This window comes from Superficieibacter sp. 1612_C1 (assembly GCF_015234305.1).
In the GTDB taxonomy this organism is placed as follows: Bacteria; Pseudomonadota; Gammaproteobacteria; order Enterobacterales; family Enterobacteriaceae; genus Superficieibacter.
The window spans coordinates 438,344-456,400 of sequence record NZ_JADGMI010000006.1 but is presented as its reverse complement, the minus strand read 5'-3'; the positions used below and the strand labels follow the sequence as shown (position 1 = coordinate 456,400).

The 18,057-nt window shown below is 54.4% G+C and carries 12 protein-coding genes and 5 pseudogenes; 15 read left to right on the top strand and 2 right to left on the bottom strand.

What is annotated here, in order from left to right; genetic code table 11:
- Positions 1 to 48 precede the first annotated feature (48 nt).
- The gene (locus tag INT84_RS21300) at positions 49 to 3,156 is read right to left on the bottom strand and encodes a beta-galactosidase (RefSeq protein WP_194208362.1); all 3,108 of its coding nucleotides are present in this window, start codon (positions 3,154 to 3,156) and stop codon (positions 49 to 51) included.
- A gap of 206 nt (positions 3,157 to 3,362) precedes the next feature.
- Here INT84_RS21300 and INT84_RS21295 point away from each other — a divergent pair, with 206 nt between their 5' ends.
- On the top strand, positions 3,363 to 4,433 hold the full coding sequence (locus INT84_RS21295; RefSeq protein ID WP_194208361.1) for a LacI family DNA-binding transcriptional regulator: 1,071 nt from the start codon (positions 3,363 to 3,365) through the stop codon (positions 4,431 to 4,433).
- A gap of 720 nt (positions 4,434 to 5,153) precedes the next feature.
- Here INT84_RS21295 and INT84_RS21290 read toward each other — a convergent pair.
- Positions 5,154 to 6,446 (bottom strand): integrase arm-type DNA-binding domain-containing protein, encoded by a 1,293-nt coding sequence (locus INT84_RS21290; protein ID WP_194208360.1) that lies wholly within the window; start codon positions 6,444 to 6,446, stop codon positions 5,154 to 5,156.
- Positions 6,447 to 6,766: 320 nt separating this feature from the next.
- Between INT84_RS21290 and INT84_RS21285 the strand changes: the two genes are divergently transcribed.
- The 14 genes and pseudogenes from INT84_RS21285 to INT84_RS21225 all read left to right on the top strand — a co-directional run.
- Positions 6,767 to 7,642, top strand: a complete 876-nt coding sequence (locus INT84_RS21285) for a ParA family protein (protein ID WP_006777717.1) — start codon at positions 6,767 to 6,769, stop codon at positions 7,640 to 7,642.
- Positions 7,635 to 9,005 carry an SPI-7-type island replicative DNA helicase gene (gene dnaB-PI, locus INT84_RS21280; protein ID WP_006777718.1) on the top strand — a complete coding sequence of 457 codons (1,371 nt, stop codon included), beginning with the start codon at positions 7,635 to 7,637 and terminating at the stop codon, positions 9,003 to 9,005. Before INT84_RS21285 ends, dnaB-PI begins: the two co-directional genes overlap by 8 nt.
- Positions 9,002 to 10,060 (top strand): annotated as a pseudogene (locus tag INT84_RS21275) (ParB family protein); the annotation flags it as partial. The gene dnaB-PI and the pseudogene INT84_RS21275, both read left to right, overlap by 4 nt.
- A 12-nt stretch (positions 10,061 to 10,072) precedes the next feature.
- Positions 10,073 to 10,330: pseudogene (locus tag INT84_RS24270) on the top strand (AcaB family transcriptional regulator); the annotation flags it as partial.
- Between the two features lies 1 nt (position 10,331).
- A complete protein-coding gene (locus INT84_RS21270; protein WP_006777724.1) occupies positions 10,332 to 10,886 on the top strand; it encodes a hypothetical protein in 555 nt (184 codons plus the stop codon).
- 15 nt (positions 10,887 to 10,901) lie between these two features.
- Positions 10,902 to 12,923: a DNA topoisomerase III gene (locus INT84_RS21265; RefSeq protein WP_006777725.1), complete on the top strand. Its 2,022-nt coding sequence runs from the start codon at positions 10,902 to 10,904 to the stop codon at positions 12,921 to 12,923.
- A 637-nt stretch (positions 12,924 to 13,560) separates the two neighbouring features.
- The gene (locus tag INT84_RS21260; protein ID WP_006785950.1) at positions 13,561 to 14,031 is read left to right on the top strand and encodes an STY4534 family ICE replication protein; all 471 of its coding nucleotides are present in this window, start codon (positions 13,561 to 13,563) and stop codon (positions 14,029 to 14,031) included.
- A gap of 60 nt (positions 14,032 to 14,091) precedes the next feature.
- Entirely contained in the window at positions 14,092 to 14,628 is a 537-nt protein-coding gene (locus INT84_RS21255) for a single-stranded DNA-binding protein (RefSeq protein ID WP_006785953.1), read from the top strand.
- A gap of 133 nt (positions 14,629 to 14,761) precedes the next feature.
- The gene (locus INT84_RS21250; protein WP_006785955.1) at positions 14,762 to 15,199 is read left to right on the top strand and encodes a DUF29 domain-containing protein; all 438 of its coding nucleotides are present in this window, start codon (positions 14,762 to 14,764) and stop codon (positions 15,197 to 15,199) included.
- Positions 15,200 to 15,337: 138 nt separating this feature from the next.
- Entirely contained in the window at positions 15,338 to 16,003 is a 666-nt protein-coding gene (locus INT84_RS21245) for a PilL N-terminal domain-containing protein (RefSeq protein ID WP_006785957.1), read from the top strand.
- 236 nt (positions 16,004 to 16,239) lie between these two features.
- Positions 16,240 to 16,758, top strand: a complete 519-nt coding sequence (locus tag INT84_RS24265) for a hypothetical protein (protein ID WP_237764975.1) — start codon at positions 16,240 to 16,242, stop codon at positions 16,756 to 16,758.
- 11 nt (positions 16,759 to 16,769) lie between these two features.
- A pseudogene (locus tag INT84_RS21235) lies at positions 16,770 to 17,144 on the top strand (TIGR03759 family integrating conjugative element protein); the annotation flags it as partial.
- Positions 17,145 to 17,362: 218 nt separating this feature from the next.
- Positions 17,363 to 17,575 (top strand): annotated as a pseudogene (locus INT84_RS21230) (conjugative coupling factor TraD, PFGI-1 class); the annotation flags it as partial.
- Positions 17,569 to 17,961, top strand: a pseudogene (locus tag INT84_RS21225) (integrase); the annotation flags it as partial. The pseudogenes INT84_RS21230 and INT84_RS21225, both read left to right, overlap by 7 nt.
- Positions 17,962 to 18,057 lie beyond the last annotated feature (96 nt).

Below are 18,057 nucleotides of genomic sequence, written 5' to 3'. Positions count from 1 at the left end.
TTCCATATTATTATGCCTGTAAGGTTGGGGGCTTATGCCCCCCGATTATTATTGGAAATGAATCGTTAACTGATATTGCCATTGTGTCTCAAGCAACAGCCATTGCTGCAGTACGCTTGGCGTCCAGGAGTCATCGCCGCCGATACCCATATGTTGAGCATCGAGGGTGATCCAGACGCCGTTTTCCGGCTTCATCCAGTGCCAGTGGTCGGTATCCATTAACTGCCTGGTACCATAGGGTTGTAGTGAGAAGTGGAAGCCGCCCGCCACGTGCCAGCGCCCCCAGTCCAGCGCTTTGGTGTCGCAGCGCAGGCCGTTTTCCGTCGGGAAAATGTACGGCGTGGTCATCTCTTCCAGCGGCAGCTGCCAGCGGGAGAAACAGGCGCTGGTGCGGCGGTCAGGATAGTTTTCATGCGGACCGTAGCCGAGCCACGAGACCGGTTCATGCTGGTCAGGTACCTGAAAATTCAACCCGATGCGCGGCAGCGGCGGCAGGATGCCTGCACGTTCGCCATCGACCGCCAGATGCAGCTTACCTTCTCCATCAAACGTCATCCGCCAGTGGCTGACTATCACCACTTCGTTGCCGCGCAGATAATGCCAGCGGCTATCAATGACCACTTCATGAGCCAGACGCTGGGCGTCACACTCTACGCAACGGGCACTAAGGTCGTAGAGCCCGGCGCTTTTCCAGCGTTCGACCCAGGCGTTAGGATCGATGCGCTCCACTTCGCTGACGCCAATATCGTTATCCAGCGGTGCGCGCACAAACTGATCGCGCATCGGCGTCAGCAACTGCTCAACACCATCCACCTGCCAGTGGGTTAAAAGACCGCTTTTCCGGTCGACCGTCCATTGCTGTGAGCCGCTGCGCACGGTCCAGGTCACGTCGCTGCTGTCCAGCACTGGCGCAGTACCGGCAGGTGCAGGGCGGTGCAGAGCCAGCGGCGCGGCGAGCGGGAACTGCTGCCAGGCGACGCGATGTCCGGCATCGGACCAGGCGGTAGCCTGCGGTTGAATAACTTCCAGAGTCAGCCATACTTCTTCAGCTCCGGCAGGCAGCACCAGTTCATTGCACAGCGTCAACTCGCTCTGCCCTTCAGCACCAAGCTCGAGCTTCATGCAGCCCCCGGCAAAGGTTTCCCCGGCGGCCTGAACCTGCCAGCGCAGCTCTTCGTTATCGGTGGCACGGAACAGATATTCGCTGCTGATGCTGATATGCAGCGGGCTTTGCGCCAGCAGGGTAAACTGGAAAAACTGCTGTGCATGTTTGGCTTCAATTAATGAAGGATGCGCGCGGCGGTCCGGGAAGACCAGACCGTTCATGCAGAACTGGCGATCGTTCGGTTTATCACCAAAATCACCGCCGTAGGCCCAGCCAACGCTGCCGTCGTCGAAGATTTTGGTGATGGCCTGATCCGCCCAGTCCCAGACAAATCCGCCCTGCAGGCGCGGATAGTCGCGAAACGCCTGCCAGTAATCAGAAAAATTGCCGAGGCTGTTGCCCATCGCGTGGGCATACTCGCAGAGGATCAGTGGGCGCTGTTCGCCCGGCATGCTGATCCATTTTTTTATTCCCCATTTCGGCACCGCTGGAATCAGCTGGTCGCGCTCAACGCGGGCGTACATCGGGCAGATAATGTCGGTAGTGGTACTGTCGGCGCCACCGCCTTCATACTGCACCGGGCGCGATGGGTCGTTGCGCTTGAGCCAGTGATACATCGCTTCATGGTTGCTGCCGCCGCCGGATTCATTCCCCAGCGACCAGATAATAATCGACGGGTGATTGCGGTTGCTTTGCAGCATCCGGCAGACGCGAGCGCTGAAGGCTGGTAGCCATGAAGGATCATCGGAGAGGCGATTCATCGGCACCATACCGTGGGTTTCAATATTGGCTTCGTCAACGATGTACAGGCCGTAGCGGTTGCACAGCTCGTACCAGCGCGGGGCGTTAGGGTAGTGTGAGCAGCGTGCGGCATTAAAGTTGTTCTGCTTCATCAGCAGGATATCCTGTAACATATCCTCTTCGGTCACTACCTGGCCGCGCTGGTGGTGATGCTCGTGGCGGTTAACGCCGCGGATCAGCAGCGGTTTGCCGTTCAGCAGCAGCAGGCCATTTTTGATTTCGACGCGACGAAAACCGATATCCCAGGCTTCAGCTTCGATCAGCTCATCATCACGCCACAGTGACACTACCGCACGGTAGCAGTCTGGCGTTTCTGCGCTCCACAGCGCCGGATTTTCTACTGGCAGACGAATCGCCGCCCGCTCGGCATAGTTTCCGCGCTCATCAATAATCGGTGAGTCCGGCAGTTGCTGGTGGCTGGCGACCAGGCGGGCGTCATCCCACAGTTCGACCTTCACCGCCAGCTCTTCCAGTTGCTGTACTGGTGCGGCAATGCTTAAATTAACCAGTAGCTCGGCATCGCGACAGAGCGCATCCAGTTGCGGCGTGAGCTGAACGTCGCACAGGTGAAATGTCGGTTTATTCAGCAGCCAGACCGAGCGGAAGATCCCGCTCATGCGCCACATATCCTGATCTTCAAGCCAGGTTCCCGCGCTCCAGCGCATCACCATCACGCAGAGACGGTTATCACCCGCCTGAAGGTATGGCGTGAGATCGAAGGCGGCGGGCAGGCGGCTGTCCTGCGAATAGCCGACCCATTCGCCATTGCACCACAAATGGAACGCGGAGTTGACGCCATCAAAGATAATCTGCGTCTGGCCGTCAGCCTGCCAGCGTTCATCGACGTGAAAAGTCAGTGAGTAGCAGCCGGTTGGGTTCTCCTCAGGGACGCGCGGCGGCGTTGTGTCGATCGGGTAGCGCACGTTGGTATAGATGGGGGCGTCATAGCCTTCCATTTGCCAGTTTGACGGCACCGGCGTACTGCGGCTATCCGGCAGATCGCCTTCCAGCCAGCGGGCATCCACGTCAAACGGGCTGTGGGCATAAGAGAACTGCCACTGGCCGTCAAGCAGACGGCGGCTTGCCGAAGGCTGGTTATCCCGCGCTTTATTGGTATCGCGCCAGCTGGCGAATGTGGGGTGGGCCGGTAAACGGTTAAGGTGAATGATAGTCTGGTTTTGCCAGTCTTCCCGGGCGAGCACTTCATGAAACTTTGCCCCAGCAGCGGAGATAAAATCGTGTTGTTGCATACGCATACCTGACAGGTAAGTGGAAAAATGTCATTCGCTAGACAGTATGGATTTGTTATCAGTTATTTTTCTCGTGTCCGCAATACTGGCGAAAACGAAATCCACTGGCGATCACGAAACGTCATAAAAAGGGCTGGGTTTTGTCGTCCTTTAAACATAAAATGTTAGCGAACGACATTGGTGTTTTGGGACAAAAGGAGTATGTGATGCAACGCCGTCTGGCAACGTTAGAAGATGTGGCCCGGGAGGCCGGAGTGTCTCAGCAGACGGTCTCCCGGGTGCTGAATAAACCGGATGTGGTGTCCGAACGAACCCGCGATAAAGTCATTCGCGCGATGCAGGCGCTGCACTATGTGCCGAACCGTTCTGCGCAGCTGCTGGCGGGTAAATCCGCATCGTCGATTGGCCTGATTACTGCCTCGCTAACGCTGCACGCACCTTCGCAAATCGCTGCGGCGGTGAAAAGCTATGCTGGTTTGCATCAGATGGAGGTCTCGATTGCAATGCCGGCGCAGGTCGATTATCCGTCGCTGCAGGCACGGCTCAATGAGTTTCGCGCCCAGCATATTCGTGGCACGATTATCAGCCTGCCACTGGAAAGCAGTCTTGCGGAGCAACTGGTAGAGGAGAACCCGGACATTGCCTGCCTGTTTCTTGATGTTTCACCTGAGACTGATGTGTGCTGCGTGCGCTTCGATCACCGCGACGGTTGCGGTGCCTGCGTACGGCACCTTTGGGAATCCGGGCACCGCGAGTTCGGGTTACTTGCCGGGCCGGAAAGTTCGGTTTCCGCGCGCATGCGGCTGAGCAGCTGGCGCGAGGCTCTGCACTGGCTGGGGGTCAGCAATGCGGTAACGGTATTTGGTGACTGGAGCGCCGCCAGTGGCTGGAATAAGACGTTTGAACTACTGCATCAGCATCCACGTATTAGTGCAATCGTGGTGGCGAACGATCAGATGGCGCTCGGGGTGCTTAGCGCGCTGGCGCAGCTTAATCGTACCGGCAGCCAGGCTGTCTCGGTCACCGGTTATGACGACACGGCGGACAGCTTTTACTTTCAGCCGCCGTTAACCACCGTTGCCCAGGATTTTAATGTATTGGGTAAGCGGGCGGTAGAGTTGCTGATCCAGTTGATGGCAACTCCGCAGAAAAAAATCAGCGAGTTGTTGCCTACACGTTTGATCATCCGTGAGTCAACCAGACCCTGTAAAACAGAAGCCGGGGATGAGAAAACGCAGTTAATTACACAATTAAAAGCACTGGTGGAAAAGTTGTGAGACATCCTTATTTAGTCAGCATATAGTATCCGTAAGACTAAAATGGTGTCGGAGTATGCCTGAATATCAGTCAGCCGCCATTGATTAACTCTTCAGGTGGAAAACTGGAAAATGATGAGTATAGTACTGGAAAATCGTGTTTCGCTCACATAAGCTTTATTTTAATTCGGAATTGAGGCTCCAGCTCGCCTTAAAATTTATTGTTATGATAAAGCACTAACATTAATACCTGTTTTGAAGGCATGCATACTGCTCAGGTGGTATTGGTCATTAAGGTACCGGAGGAACATAGTGATGTGGTTATTAATTCTTGTTTATCGTTTTGTTTATATGCATGTCTGTTGACGCATGTTAAGCATTGTTGTTTTTATATAAAAAATAATAATGTTTTCTTCTGGGTGATAAGTTGAATTTAAAAACTAGCTGACACTGACGTCTTGTTTTGCTATTCATTTATTTGGGCAACTTTAGCATAACAAATATTTATGAACAGGTTAAGAGAGTTTATGTTTGAAATTCACTTAAAGCAACGGGCAGGATGTGAATTTATTATTTCCTGAAAAGGATCAATGTTACTAAATCCATCATTCACATGTGATAAGATGAAATAAGAACCAGCTTCCCTGTATATTGAGGTACAGGAAAGGCTACCTTCAGGCAACCTTTCTTCCATTTACTCGTATACGGGGCGCTTATAAGATGTGGCGGCAACGATTAAAGTTAGCTGCTCACCGGGCTTGTGGTTTCCGCGCAGGAAAACTCAAATGGCCTGACCATTCCGTCCCGGTTTGCATCCAGGTAATCAGCCCACCACTGCAGCATCAGCCGACGTTGCTCCAGATGCTTTGCCTTGTGAATATATGCCGCGCGGACCTGATTTCGCTCCTGATGGCTCATCTGCCTTTCAATTGCATCTTCAGACCATTTCCCTGACTCCACGAGACAACTGCAGGCCATTGTTCTGAAGCCGTGACCACAAATATCTGATTTCGTATCATAACCCATCGTTCTCAGGGCTTTGTTCACTGTATTTTCACTCATTGGTTTATGAATGCTGTGACAGCCCACAAAAATCAGCCCCTGACCGTCAGTTGCATCGTAGCTTAGTGTTTTCAGCTCCTCCAGTATCTGCATGGCCTGTCGACTGAGAGGAACATAGTGTGGTGTTTTCATTTTTGAACCACGACCGGAAAACCTGACGTTAATAATTTCTTCCCGTTCAGGTGGGATAAGCCAGAGCGCATTTTTAAAATCAATTTCAGGCCAGCGGGCAAAACGAAGCTCACTTGAACGAATGAACACCAGTAAGGTCAGTCTGATGGCCAGTACGGTAAGCCTGCGGCCCTTATAGCCTTCAATACGGCTCAGCAGGTCAGGGATAGCCTCAAGCTCCAGGGCTGGCCTGTGGGTACGTTCAGGTGCTGATATGGCCCCCTCCAGATCCAGAGCAGTATTGTGACTGATAAGCGCTTCCTGGACTGCGTAGCGCATAATGGCAGTGAGCCGTTGCTTCAGACGGGAAGCCGTTTCCAGATGTCCCGCTGTTTCAACAGTTCTGATGGGGACAAGAAGATCCCGTGTCGACAACCGGGTTATGTCACATTGTCCGATAGAAGGGAATACATGGCTAATCAGGCTGCTTAACACGCGATCACTGTGTGCTTCAGACCAGCGTTCACTGAGTGAAAGTTTCTGATGCCATTCCCTGGCAATATGTTCAAAACGGATAATCCCGGCCGTTTCGTTTCTGGCATGTTTCTTCTGCTGAACAGGGTCAATACCGTCGCTCAGGAGTTTTCTGGCCTCATCGCGTTTTTTACGGGCTTCTGAAAGAGAAACAAGAGGGTAGACGCCGACGGAGAAAACTTTTTGTTTTCCACTGAAACGGTATGCCAGTTGCCAGTACTTTGAACCATTGGGATGCACGAGGAGATAAAGCCCCTGTCCGTCTGTGAGTTTGACGGGTTTCTCTGAGGGACGGGCATTTTTTACTTTAATATCAGTGAGTGGCATCGAAATCCCCTCCGATTGTTGGTAAAAAAATAATCGAACTGACTTTACCAACAGTTTTACCAGCAAACAGATGTGGCTGCGAGTGGTTTTCAGTGTAACTGGGTAGACGTGGTGTAAGTGGGAACTTATTGATGGGGAAAGTAAAAACGGACGTCCGTAGACGTCCGTATAAGAATAGGTGGTGCCCGGACTCGGAATCGAACCAAGGACACGGGGATTTTCAATCCCATTGCCGGAAAGTTAAATTTTTTGCCTTTGTGTTACAGAGATGTGAATAATCGCTAACGCATACATCCAAACCATTGTTTTGGATGTGCAAAATGACAATACTTCCCGTTATCTCTCCCAAAGGTGGAGAAGGCAAATCCACGTTTGCTGCTTACCTTGCCGGTTTTCTTGCCGATGCTGGCCTGAATACCCTTCTTGTGGATGCAGACTATTCCCAGCCCACAGCCAGCAGTATCTTCGCGCTGGAGCATGAATCCCCATTCGGTCTCTATGAATTGTTGATGCAGATGGTCAGTGACCATACGCAATGCATTTCGCAGACCGCCATAAAAAATCTCGATGTCATCTACTCAAACGACCCGGACGAACTGTTGCCGACCGCGATGCTCCACGCTGCAGATGGCCGTCTTCGCCTGCGTAACATACTTCAGCATCCTTTCTTTAACCGTTATGACGCCATTATTGTGGATTCTAAAGGCGCAACAGGCGTTATGACTGAGCTTTCCCTCCTGTCCTCTACCGGTAATGTGATGGGCGTTGTTAAACCCATCCTTCCGGATGTCCGTGAATTTATCCGCGGCTCCCTTCACATGCTTACCCGCCTGAAAACCTATGAAAATTACGGTATCCGCCTTCCTGATATTTCCATTCTCGTCAACTGTATCGAAAACACTCTGCTTGACCGTGAAGCAATGGACGGTCTTGCCGCCATCATTAACGAAAAACATTACGACGCCTCTGCGCTGGGCAACCGTGACGTTTATCGTTTACTCAATACCCGTATCGAGGCGCTGGATATTTTCAAACTGGGGCACGTCAAGCAGCAGCCCGTGCATCGTCTGGAATACAAAACACGCCGCAAAGGTCCGGCCGCAGCCGTCACCATGCACGACCTCGCGTGTGAACTGTTCCCTGAGTGGCAGAGCCATTTCAGTGACGTTCTGACCCGGGAGGTGCGTCATGTCTGAGATGATGATGCCCTGCTCTTATGAGGCTGAGCAGGCCGTACTGGGCGGACTGATGCTTGATAACGACCGGTGGGATGAGGTGATACTGCAAATCTCCCCGGAAGATTTGTTTTCCCGGCCGCACCGTATGGTCTTCCGCGTCATGGCCGAGCTGGCCGGAGAAGGGCTACCGCTCGATCTCATCACTATTACGGAACGGCTGGAGAACAAAGGCGACCTTGAACAGTGTGGCGGCTTTGCTTATCTGGCTGAAATGAGTAAAAACACGCCGTCTGCAGCCAATATCCTTGCTTACGCCGGCGTGGTGGCGGAGAAAAGCCGCCTGCGGCAGCTGATGACAGTGGGTAACAGTCTTCTTTCCGATGTGCAGGCCCCGAAAGCCAGCTCGGCCGGCATCCTTGAGTCGGCCGAAGGTAAGCTGTTTAACATTGCCGAACAGGGAGCCATGCAGCTCAACAGTGAGACCGGCGTTAACGAGGCGCTGGATAAACTGCTGACGCATCTGGAAAGTATGTCCGCCAGTGACGGCCTCACCGGCACACCGACCGGTTTCAGTGAACTGGACGCGATGACCTGTGGTCTCCAGCCCGGCGATCTGGCCCTGCTGGCCGCCCGTCCTTCCATGGGAAAAACGTCGCTGGCCATGGCCGCCTGCACCGCGGCCGTGGGCGCAAAACCTGACGATCACGTCTTTGTGTTCAGTCTTGAAATGCCCTCAGAGCAGCTGATGATGCGCCTGCTGGCGATGGAAGGCCGGGTGGAACTGTCCCGGCTTCGCAGCGGCAACATGGATGATGAAGACTGGGCTCGCGTGTCAGCGGCTACCGGTCGCATTATTGAATGGAAAAACCGTCTGATCATTGATGATACCAGCTACCAGACCCCGGCTACACTGCGCGCCCGCGCCCGTCGCTATGTCCGCAAATACGGCAGACCCTCTCTCATCATGCTGGACTATCTGCAGCTTGTCCGCTCCCCCGAGCAGGAAAACCGCACGCAGGAAATAGCGGAAATTTCCCGCTCGCTTAAGGCGCTCGGTAAAGAGCTGGGCTGTCCGGTACTGGCGCTTTCCCAGCTCAACCGCCTGGTGGAGCAGCGGGCCGATAAACGCCCTAATAATGGTGACCTGCGTGACTCTGGTGCGCTTGAGCAGGATGCAGACCTCATCATGTTTATTTACCGGGATGAGGTTTATAACCCCGGCACTCCTGATGCCGGGGTGGCTGAGATCATTGTCGGCAAGCAGCGGCAGGGGCCAACCGGCACGGTGAAAGTCAAATTTGACGGGCGTTATACCCTCTTTTCGGAGTTTCAGGAAGGCAGCTATGACTTCGGTTACCGCAGCGGGAGGAAACAGGCATGAGCCGTAAAAGTTCTAATGTGGGGGCTGCCATGCTGCAGCCCGGACGCCAGTCGCAGGCGGCCGGCAATATCAGCGTCATGCCGGCGGCTGAAATGCCCATGGTCCTGACGCTCGACCAGTTAAGCCCGAATCCTGATAATCCGCGAACATCACGCAATCCGCGTTATGACGATATCAAGGCTTCCATCCGTTCGCGCGGGCTGGACACCGTACCCAAAGTCACCCGTGACCCGGATGGTGAGCCCGATATGTACATCTTCAGCGACGGTGGTAATACACGTTATCAGATCCTGTCAGAACTGTGGCAGGAGACCGGAGAAGACCGTTTTTTCCGTGTCCATGTGTTGTTCAAGCCGTGGCCGGGACGGCTGCAGTGTGTTATCGGCCATCTGGCAGAGAATGAAGTGCGCGGGGAACTGAGTTTTATTGAAAAAGCGCAGGGGATCCACAAAGCCCGCTCTATATATGAAGAGCAGTTAGGAAAGCCAGTCTCTTTACGACAGTTGTCAGAGCTTCTGACCCGTGAAGGTCTGCCGGTACATAATTCAACTATCAGCCGTATGGAAGATGCACTGAAATATCTTTTTCCGTGGATCCCAGACCTGCTTGAGTCCGGGCTCGGCAGGCCTCAGATAACGGCGCTGCTGGCGCTCCGGCATGATGCTGAACGCGTGTGGGATGAGTTTTGCCTGATTTCAGACACAGGCGACAAATCCTTCAGCGACGTTTTTGGCCAGTGTTGTGGCCGTTTCAACTCACCGGAACTGTGGTCTCTTGAGATGTTTCGCGATGAATTAATTGGTGATTTACTGCATGCGCTGCCCCATCCGGAGCTGGATTATGACCGCTGGATGATGGAACTGGATCCTAAAGAACGTAACCGCAGACATCACTTCGGCGATCCAGAACCGGTGTCCATCCCTCCCGTAAACAGCCTCGTCACCGCTGACTCTGCAGGTCAGGCCACACCGGCGCAGAAGTCTGTTGAGGTCGCGCAGCCTTTCTCCAGTCCACGTCGTGAAATCTCAGGAGAGCCGGTAACGCCCGCCCCGGATAAAGCATTCCAGGCGGCTCATTACGGTCTCATATCCCGCAACCGTCGCGATGAACTACTGAGCCATTGCGCTCACTTAATCAGAAAAGTATATGGTGTGCTACGCCTTTATCGAACCGTCAAGGTTAACCGTGCTGACATAGCAATCCAGACTAAAGAAGCACAACAGGCAATAGAAAAACTGGGCATGCCCGATACTGACATTCTTACTGGTAAGAAACGCTCTTCCTTTTCTCCACCTCTGAGAAAAGCCGTTCAGGAGGAGAAATAATATGATTCGCCCTGTGTTCCTCCTCACCTCCTTCTTTTTACTGAGCGGATGCGCAACAACGGACTGGGCTGCGATTAATAAACAGGTCAGCGATACCGCTGCGAACCTGACAAAAACGTTAGGCGGCAACGACAGCGGAGAAAGTGGCGGGATGCCGCTGATGAGCCCGGCGGGGCAACAGGCCATGCAGTCCGTCGATAAAACGTTCTCCGTGCCGGTCGATGTGGATACCGCGGCGGCCCGCCTGAAGCGCCATTACAAATTTATCTCCACACAGGAGCTTGAGGCACTGCGGCAGGCCGCAAATGACGGGGACTGGAAAGCGGCGGCAGAAGATGATGCGCATCCCGTCTGGGACGCCATGCCGGGCAGCTACTACAAAATGGGCTCCGACTGGAACGGACGTGATCACCTGGATATCGAAATCGAGAAAAACGGGTCCGGCAGCAGGCTCTATGTTGTCTATCGCTCATCATCATCACAGCGTCTGGCCGGGTCCGGCGTCACGAAGCTGATGAATGATGTCCGCGCTGTTGCGGCGGGTGAAAAACGCTGATGCGGGAGGCAACACATGCAACTCTTTCTGTGTGAAAAACCCTCCCAGGCAAAGGATATTGCCCGCGTGCTGGGTATCAGCAAGCGTGAGCAGGGATTTATCAGCGGCGGTAACATCGTTGTGACCTGGGCGGTCGGCCATTTACTCGAAACTGCCAGCCCTGAAGCCTATGGCGAGCAGTATGGCAGGCCATGGCGTGCCGATGTTCTGCCTGTGCTGCCTGAGGCCTGGAAAATGGTCGTTAAAGAGCAGACAAAATCGCAGTTCACCGTTATCAGTAAGCTGCTCAAAAAGGCGTCTGAAGTGGTCATCGCAACCGATGCCGACCGCGAGGGCGAGGTGATCGCTCGTGAGCTGATGGAATACTGCCGCTACAGTGGCGCGGTACGCCGGCTCTGGTTGTCAGCCCTGGATGAGGCCAGTGTGAAGGAAGCACTTAGCAGTATTCTTCCGGGGGAAAAAACAGCCCTGCTGTATGATGCCGGCAAGGGCAGGAGCCAGGCGGACTGGCTCATTGGCATGAACCTGACGCGTCTTTATACCCTTAAGGCCCGTGACTCAGGGGTGTCAGAAGTGCTGTCCGTCGGGCGGGTACAGACGCCGACGCTTGCTATGGTGGTTAACAGGGATAATGAAATCACATCCTTCGTGCCAAAGCCCTGGTGGCAGGTACATGCGCTTATTGAAAAAGAGGGCGTCCGGTTCCGGGCAGTCTGGGTGCCCGTTGAGCAGTACTGTGATGAGGAAAAGCGTTGCATCAATCCCCAGGCCGCCCGGGCGGTGGGGCAGTTGTGTCAGCAGCAGGGCAGGGCTGTGGTACTGGAGGTAACACAGAAGCGGGAAAAAACGGCGGCCCCCCTCTGTTTTGACCTGGGCACCCTTCAGCAGGTCTGCTCCCGAAAGTTCGGCATGGGCGCAAATGATGTGCTCGCCATTGCCCAATCCCTCTACGAAACCCACAAAGCGACCACCTACCCCCGGACAGATTGCGGTTTCCTTCCAACTTCGATGCAGCAGGAAATACCCGACGTTCTGGCGGCAGTGGCAAAATCCGATCCCGCTGTGGCCCCGGTACTGAATCAGCTGGACAGGAAGTTTGTCTCGCGTGTCTGGAATGACAAGAAAATCACCGCGCACCATGCCATCATTCCCACCCGACAGGCATTTGATTTGTCGCGCCTCAGCGCCGATGAGCTGAAGGTCTACCATCTGATTCGCCAGCATTATTTCGCCCAGTTCCTTCCGCTGCAGGAATCTGACGTGACGGAGGCGTCTTTCAATATCGGTGGTCAGCTGTTCCGTACACGCGGGAAAGTCGGTGTGGTGACGGGCTGGAAGTCATTGTTCCAGGCTGAAAAAGATGACGATGAAGAGGACGTCGACGGTGACAGTATGGCGCTGCCGGCGCTGGCAAAAGGGGATATTTGCGCTGTCACCGGTTCTGAGGTTAAAGATATGAAAACCAGTCCGCCTAAACCGTTCACGGAGGGGACGTTGATTGCTGCCATGAAGAACGCGGCCAGTTTCGTCAGTGACCCGAAGCTCAAGAAAGTGCTGCGTGATAACGCAGGTCTGGGCACAGAGGCGACGCGTGCGGCAGTACTCGAAACCCTCTTCAAACGACACTATCTGGAGAAAAAAGGGAAGCACATCCACTCAACGCAGATGGCCCGGGAGCTGATTGCGGCCCTGCCGGAAACGCTGACGAGCCCGGGCATGACCGCATTATGGGAGCAGGCACTGGATGATATTTCGCAGGGGAAAATGTCGCTTGCGGTCTTTATGCAAAAGCAGCTGCAGTGGACCCGTCACCTTGTCGAAAAAGGCCGCCAGGACAGTGTGAAAATCACCGCTCCCGTCACGCCCCCTTGTCCGTTATGCAAAGGGCCCACACGTAAACGCAAAGGTAAGAAAGGAGATTTTTGGGGTTGCGTGCGTTACCCAGACTGCAAAGGTATTATTAACACCAACGGGAAAAAGACCACAAAGCGCAAAAAAGCAGCATCAGGGACAAAAACAGAATCATCCGCACAGTGATGAGTTATTTCACTGTACAACCCCGGGCCGGGTTCTGCTAATGTGACTACGCTTCGATATGTACCCCTTTGCCGGAGGCAGCCAGCTTAACTTTAACGGGATTAATCTGGCAACCGGCACGACGGTCTGCCATCGCACATCTGGCAGGAACTGTAAGACGCATGCGCTCCGTGAAAATCGCGTCGGGAACGGATCCCCGGAGTAGTGAGATACATTAAGGTCTGGTACAGCCCCCACGGCGTTGCATATGCAGCGCCGTTTTCATTTCTGGTTTTATGGGTTGACACCAGGCTTGTTTGGTTTAAAAATCAACAGTGCTTACCGCTGTTTTTCACAGCCAGCTAAAGTTTCAGCAGTCTGAGAGAAACGCCTTAGGGTGACTGCCAGCTAACGTTTCACCGGTCTGAGAGAAACACCTTCGGGTGACCGGAAAATCCTCGCAGCCTGAGAGAGGATACCTTCGGGTGGTAAATCCGTTTAACCTCTGGAAACGGATATCACTGCACAGTGATTGAGGTCCTTTCAACATACCAGACTCTCAGGATTCAACCGATCCTGACCCCCGACGGGAAACCACTCCCGTCAGGGCAGATGGTTTCTCCGCCGTACCTTTTTTTACCTCCATGGAGAAAACATCATGTCTGCAAACAATACTTCTGCATCTGCAAAATCTGAGTACTTCAACCTGACTATCAAAGGCATCGGGTATCTCAGCAACATCCGCCAGGTTAACCATCAGAATGGCTCGTTCCTCAGCTGCGTAATAAATGCACTGAGTGGTCCGACTGATAATCCGGCCTACGTCCGTTTTGACATTTCTGTCGCAGGTAAAGAGGCAACCAGCCTTATCGCCCGCTGCCAGAAAGCCGTCGATGAAGACAAGAAAGTCCTGTTGGGCTTTAACCTGAGTAACCCGTCCACGGACATATTTACGCTGAACAAAGGCGACCATGCCGGCGAACAGCGCGTCAGTCTGAAAGCCCGCCTGATAAAGGTGGACTGGATCAAAATAGGCCAGGAAATGGTTTACAAGACTGAAAAATCTGACTCCGTGCCGCCGCAGAATGGCTCTGCCGCACAACAAAACTACGCAGAAAACTCATTCTGATGCGCACCTGACACACCCCGTTCGCGGGGTGTTTCTTTATTCCTTACAGGAGAAATGATTATGTCCTCACGCGGCGTTAACAAGGTTATCCTTGTCGGAAACCTCGGCCAGGATCCTGAAGTTCGTTATATTCCCAACGGCAGTGCAGTTGCCACCCTTTCTCTGGCCACGTCTGAGAGCTGGCGCGATAAGCAGTCCGGCGAACAGAAAGAAGTGACCGAATGGCACAGGGTGGTTATTTTCGGCAAGCTGGCAGAAATTGCGGGTGAATATCTGCGCAAAGGCTCCCAGGTTTACATCGAGGGTCAGCTGCGCACACGCAAATGGACCGATCAGGCCGGCCAGGAGAAATACACCACAGAGGTGGTGGTCAATATTGGTGGCACCATGCAGATGCTTGGCGGCCGCCAGTCCGGCAGCGGACAGAATACGTCTTCCCGGAATGACTGGGGGCAGCCTCAGCAACCTTCAGGACCGACTCACAGTGGCCAGGCCTCCGGCAGCAGTGCCGGTGCGCCACCGATGGACTTCGATGACGATATACCGTTCATTGGATTCGGGTATGACTGTTCCAGAGTGGCAATTCACGCCCTCTGAATTAATGGAGCTTTGACTGTTATGACTGTCTCTGACAAACTTCAGGAAGCAACTTTTTATGTTGCATCTTATGTTATCCCCGGAGCATATCTGTTCTGGCGGTTTCTTCACTTTTTGACTAACGGAGGCTTGTATGGGAGCACGTTACGATTCAGACGTTGTTGCCTGGGCCAGTGAACAGGCAGCTTTACTGCGTGCCGGAAAGCTCAGTCAGATTGATATTGAGAACATCGCCGAGGAGATTGAAGACGTGGGCAAAAGTGAAAAGCGTGAGCTGGCCAGCCGTATGGCTGTCTTACTGGCCCACCTTCTTAAATGGAAGTTTCAGCCAACCCATCGAGGTAAAAGCTGGGAGTTAACCATTAAAGGTCAGCGTGATTTGATTGTACGACGTCTGAACAAGACGCCGAGCCTGAAAAGCGCGTTTTCTGATCCTGAATGGCTTGCGGATGTGTGGTTTGACGCCCGCGCCGATGCTTCCAAAGAAACCGGCATAGGTCTGGATATCTTTCCTGAAGACAGCATCTGGACAACAGATACTATTCTCAGTAACGAGTTTTACCCGGACTGATTACTGTCTGTTTCACCGCAACGCCATCCTTTCGGGTGGCGTTTTTTTTCATCAACGGAAAATCAGTTGTTAATTGAGTGAAACCGGACCGATTCCGCACAGTGAGGGCTGTTTTATCACTGTACAGGAAAATTCCGGATGAAACGTAACACCTCTCACAACGTATTTTCACCAGGCAGGCTTGCCACTGTTCTTCCCCTGCTGCTCCTTGCGGGCTGTGTTTCCCAGCCGCAAAAGTTGCAACAGCGTGCGCCTGCCGACCCGACACCCGGCACCACCGTCACCCGCAACGTTCAGCCGGTCTCTCCGGACGAGTATGCGCGGACGCCGGAAGTGGTGCGCTACGATCGTTATCTGCTGGTCAGCACCGATCCGCAGGCGGCCCAGCGTGACCCTCTCTCCCAGATTATTGATATCCGTATCCCGTCATCCCTGCATCCTACCGTGGCGGATGCGCTGCGTTACGCCCTGCGCCAGTCCGGTTATTCCCTGTGCGCGACAGGCTCCGCCAACGGCGTGCTTTACCGCCAGGCATTGCCGGCGGTTCAGTACCAGCTGGGCCCGATGCGCCTGCGTACTGCCCTGCAGGTCCTGGCCGGTCCGGCCTGGCAGCTTGAGGTGGATGATGTACAGCGTGTGGTCTGCCACAGCCTGCGCGACGGCTACCAGCTGCCGGTCTCCCAGCTTCCGCCGCCGGTCAGCAGCTGGTCCACGCCTGCGCCGTCCGCCGTGTCACAACCGGCCATCAGCGCCCCTCAGTCAGTACCCGTTAAACCTGTCAGCGGAGGGTTTCTGAGAAAATGAGCGAACAGCAACCATTCCATACTGACCCCGCTCCGGCTCGTAAAAGATTCAGCTGGCGTCCCCGCTGCCGCCTCATCTGGGGCGCTGCCAGCGGTGTGGCGCTGGCCGGCATTCTGGCGCTGGGCTACACCGCCTTCAGTCTGGGCATATCGAACCTTGATGAACGCCTTGCACGCCTTGAATCTCAGGGCAGTACAGCGGCCACTGTTGAGACAGTCGCGGCCCTGCAGTCAGATGTGACCACGCTCAAAACCGGCCTGCAGGATACCCGGAAAAAACTTGGTGAGATGCAGCAGGAGCTGAGCGCTGCTGCGAAACAGGCCGGCAGCGACGACGCCGTGCGTCAGTCATTGCGAACCCTTCAGGACGCCCAGCAGGGGCTGGAAACCCGCCTGAGTGCGCTGACTGAGCAGCTGACAGCGCTGAAATCACAGCCGGCACCCGCACCCGCCGCACCTGTCGCCGCACCGGTCAAAAAAAACGCGCCTGCTGCAAAAAAGCCCCGTCCCGCTGACACACGTCGTGCTGCTCCGTCCCTTCGCGTGGCTCGCAATGCGCCTTTTGTGCTGACGGGCGTGGAGAAGCGGGGGGCAGAGTCCTGGGCTGCCATCGCGCCCCGGGGCTACAGCAGCCTGTCGCAGGTGGCCCTGGTCGGAGAGGGCGAAACCGTTGCCGGCTGGACGCTGGTCAGTGCCGGTTATGGTGAGGCGACGTTTCGGGTTAACGGCCGCCTGACCGTGCTCAGAGCAGAATAACGGAGCGAATGATGAAACTGAAACACACCTTTTTAGCCGCCATGCTGCTGAGTCCCCTGACCCTGGCCGCGACCACATCAGGACAGACGGATGTCAGCCGACAGGAATCAACACAACGGGCGGACTCCGCACAGCAAAACCTGCAGCAGCAGGCCGGTCAGTGGGGACTCAGTGCCGACGATTATCAGCGTTATCAGCAGCTGATGAAGGGACCCCGGGGTACCCAGTCGCCGGGTCTCGATCCGCTTTCCACCCTCGGTATCGAGGCGCAGACGCCGGCAGAGCGCCGTAAGTTTGCTGAAAAGTGGGTGAAGGAAGAGTTTGCCCGCACCCAGAAAGAGCTTGATTTCCAGCGTGAGGTGAACGCGGCCTGGCAGCGCCTGTACCGTCACTGCCGTCTCCACAGAAACCGCGGCGAACAATTACCTGCTGTCATTGCGGGCTGTATGGATCATTTTTTTCATCCTGTCGAATGTTCTGTATGTGCTCTGGCGCTTACTGGCGGATGCCCTGCGTTACCACTCCCTTTCCTGCAGGGAAGCCGGTGCCGGGAGGGGAACGTATATCCGTATAGCCGACGGTAAAATTATAAAGGAGGCAGACGATGAGTAACCGTTACGTCATTGAGGCCCTGCTGCGTCCGGCCGTTGAGCTGAATACCGCCGTGGTATCGGGCATGGCGGCGTATGTCTGTGTGCAGGCACCCTGGGCTGTCGCTCTGGCTCCGTCTGTCAGCTATGTCACCGCAGCCGGGTTTGCGGCGCTGGCCGTCACCCGCACGCATCAGGGGATGAAGATTATTCGCTACCGCCGGAATCCACCATGCATTATATTCGAATACGCCCGACGCAGCTTGCTGCCTCTTTTGTTAAAGCTGACCGGGTAGCGCACATGATAAGCGTGCTGATTGATCATGACCCCGCAGCAACCAGCCTCACGGGACCTGCGACATATTATGATCTGGGCGACTCTTTCTGTACTAATCCCTTCTGGAGCAGTTGCCCGCACCGTATGGCATGCATCGGATGTGATTTTAATCTGCCAAAGAGAAGTGCAAGAGGACTGTTACTGGAAAGTAAGGCATCGGTAAAACATTATCTTGAAGAAGTGCCACTGACGCCCGATGAGAAAGAAGTAATAGAAGGTGATGTGGAAAAACTGAACGCCGCTCTTATGAAAACAGATATCCCACGTATTCTGTAGCAGGCCCTGACCGGAATTCACTTTATGTGTGTGAAGGACGGCGTAGTAAGGAGCTGCTACGCCGTAACGAAAGTAATAAAAAAGAGCTTATTTACT

Excerpts from the sequence above, each read along its gene's own strand:
- INT84_RS21300 (WP_194208362.1), bottom strand. The coding sequence starts at position 3,156 with ATGCAACAACACGATTTTATCTCCGCTGCTGGGGCAAAGTTTCATGAA.
- INT84_RS21295 (WP_194208361.1), top strand. The coding sequence starts at position 3,363 with ATGCAACGCCGTCTGGCAACGTTAGAAGATGTGGCCCGGGAGGCCGGA.
- INT84_RS21290 (WP_194208360.1), bottom strand. The coding sequence starts at position 6,446 with ATGCCACTCACTGATATTAAAGTAAAAAATGCCCGTCCCTCAGAGAAA.
- INT84_RS21285 (WP_006777717.1), top strand. The coding sequence starts at position 6,767 with ATGACAATACTTCCCGTTATCTCTCCCAAAGGTGGAGAAGGCAAATCC.
- dnaB-PI (WP_006777718.1), top strand. The coding sequence starts at position 7,635 with ATGTCTGAGATGATGATGCCCTGCTCTTATGAGGCTGAGCAGGCCGTA.
- INT84_RS21270 (WP_006777724.1), top strand. The coding sequence starts at position 10,332 with ATGATTCGCCCTGTGTTCCTCCTCACCTCCTTCTTTTTACTGAGCGGA.
- INT84_RS21265 (WP_006777725.1), top strand. The coding sequence starts at position 10,902 with ATGCAACTCTTTCTGTGTGAAAAACCCTCCCAGGCAAAGGATATTGCC.
- INT84_RS21260 (WP_006785950.1), top strand. The coding sequence starts at position 13,561 with ATGTCTGCAAACAATACTTCTGCATCTGCAAAATCTGAGTACTTCAAC.
- INT84_RS21255 (WP_006785953.1), top strand. The coding sequence starts at position 14,092 with ATGTCCTCACGCGGCGTTAACAAGGTTATCCTTGTCGGAAACCTCGGC.
- INT84_RS21250 (WP_006785955.1), top strand. The coding sequence starts at position 14,762 with ATGGGAGCACGTTACGATTCAGACGTTGTTGCCTGGGCCAGTGAACAG.
- INT84_RS21245 (WP_006785957.1), top strand. The coding sequence starts at position 15,338 with ATGAAACGTAACACCTCTCACAACGTATTTTCACCAGGCAGGCTTGCC.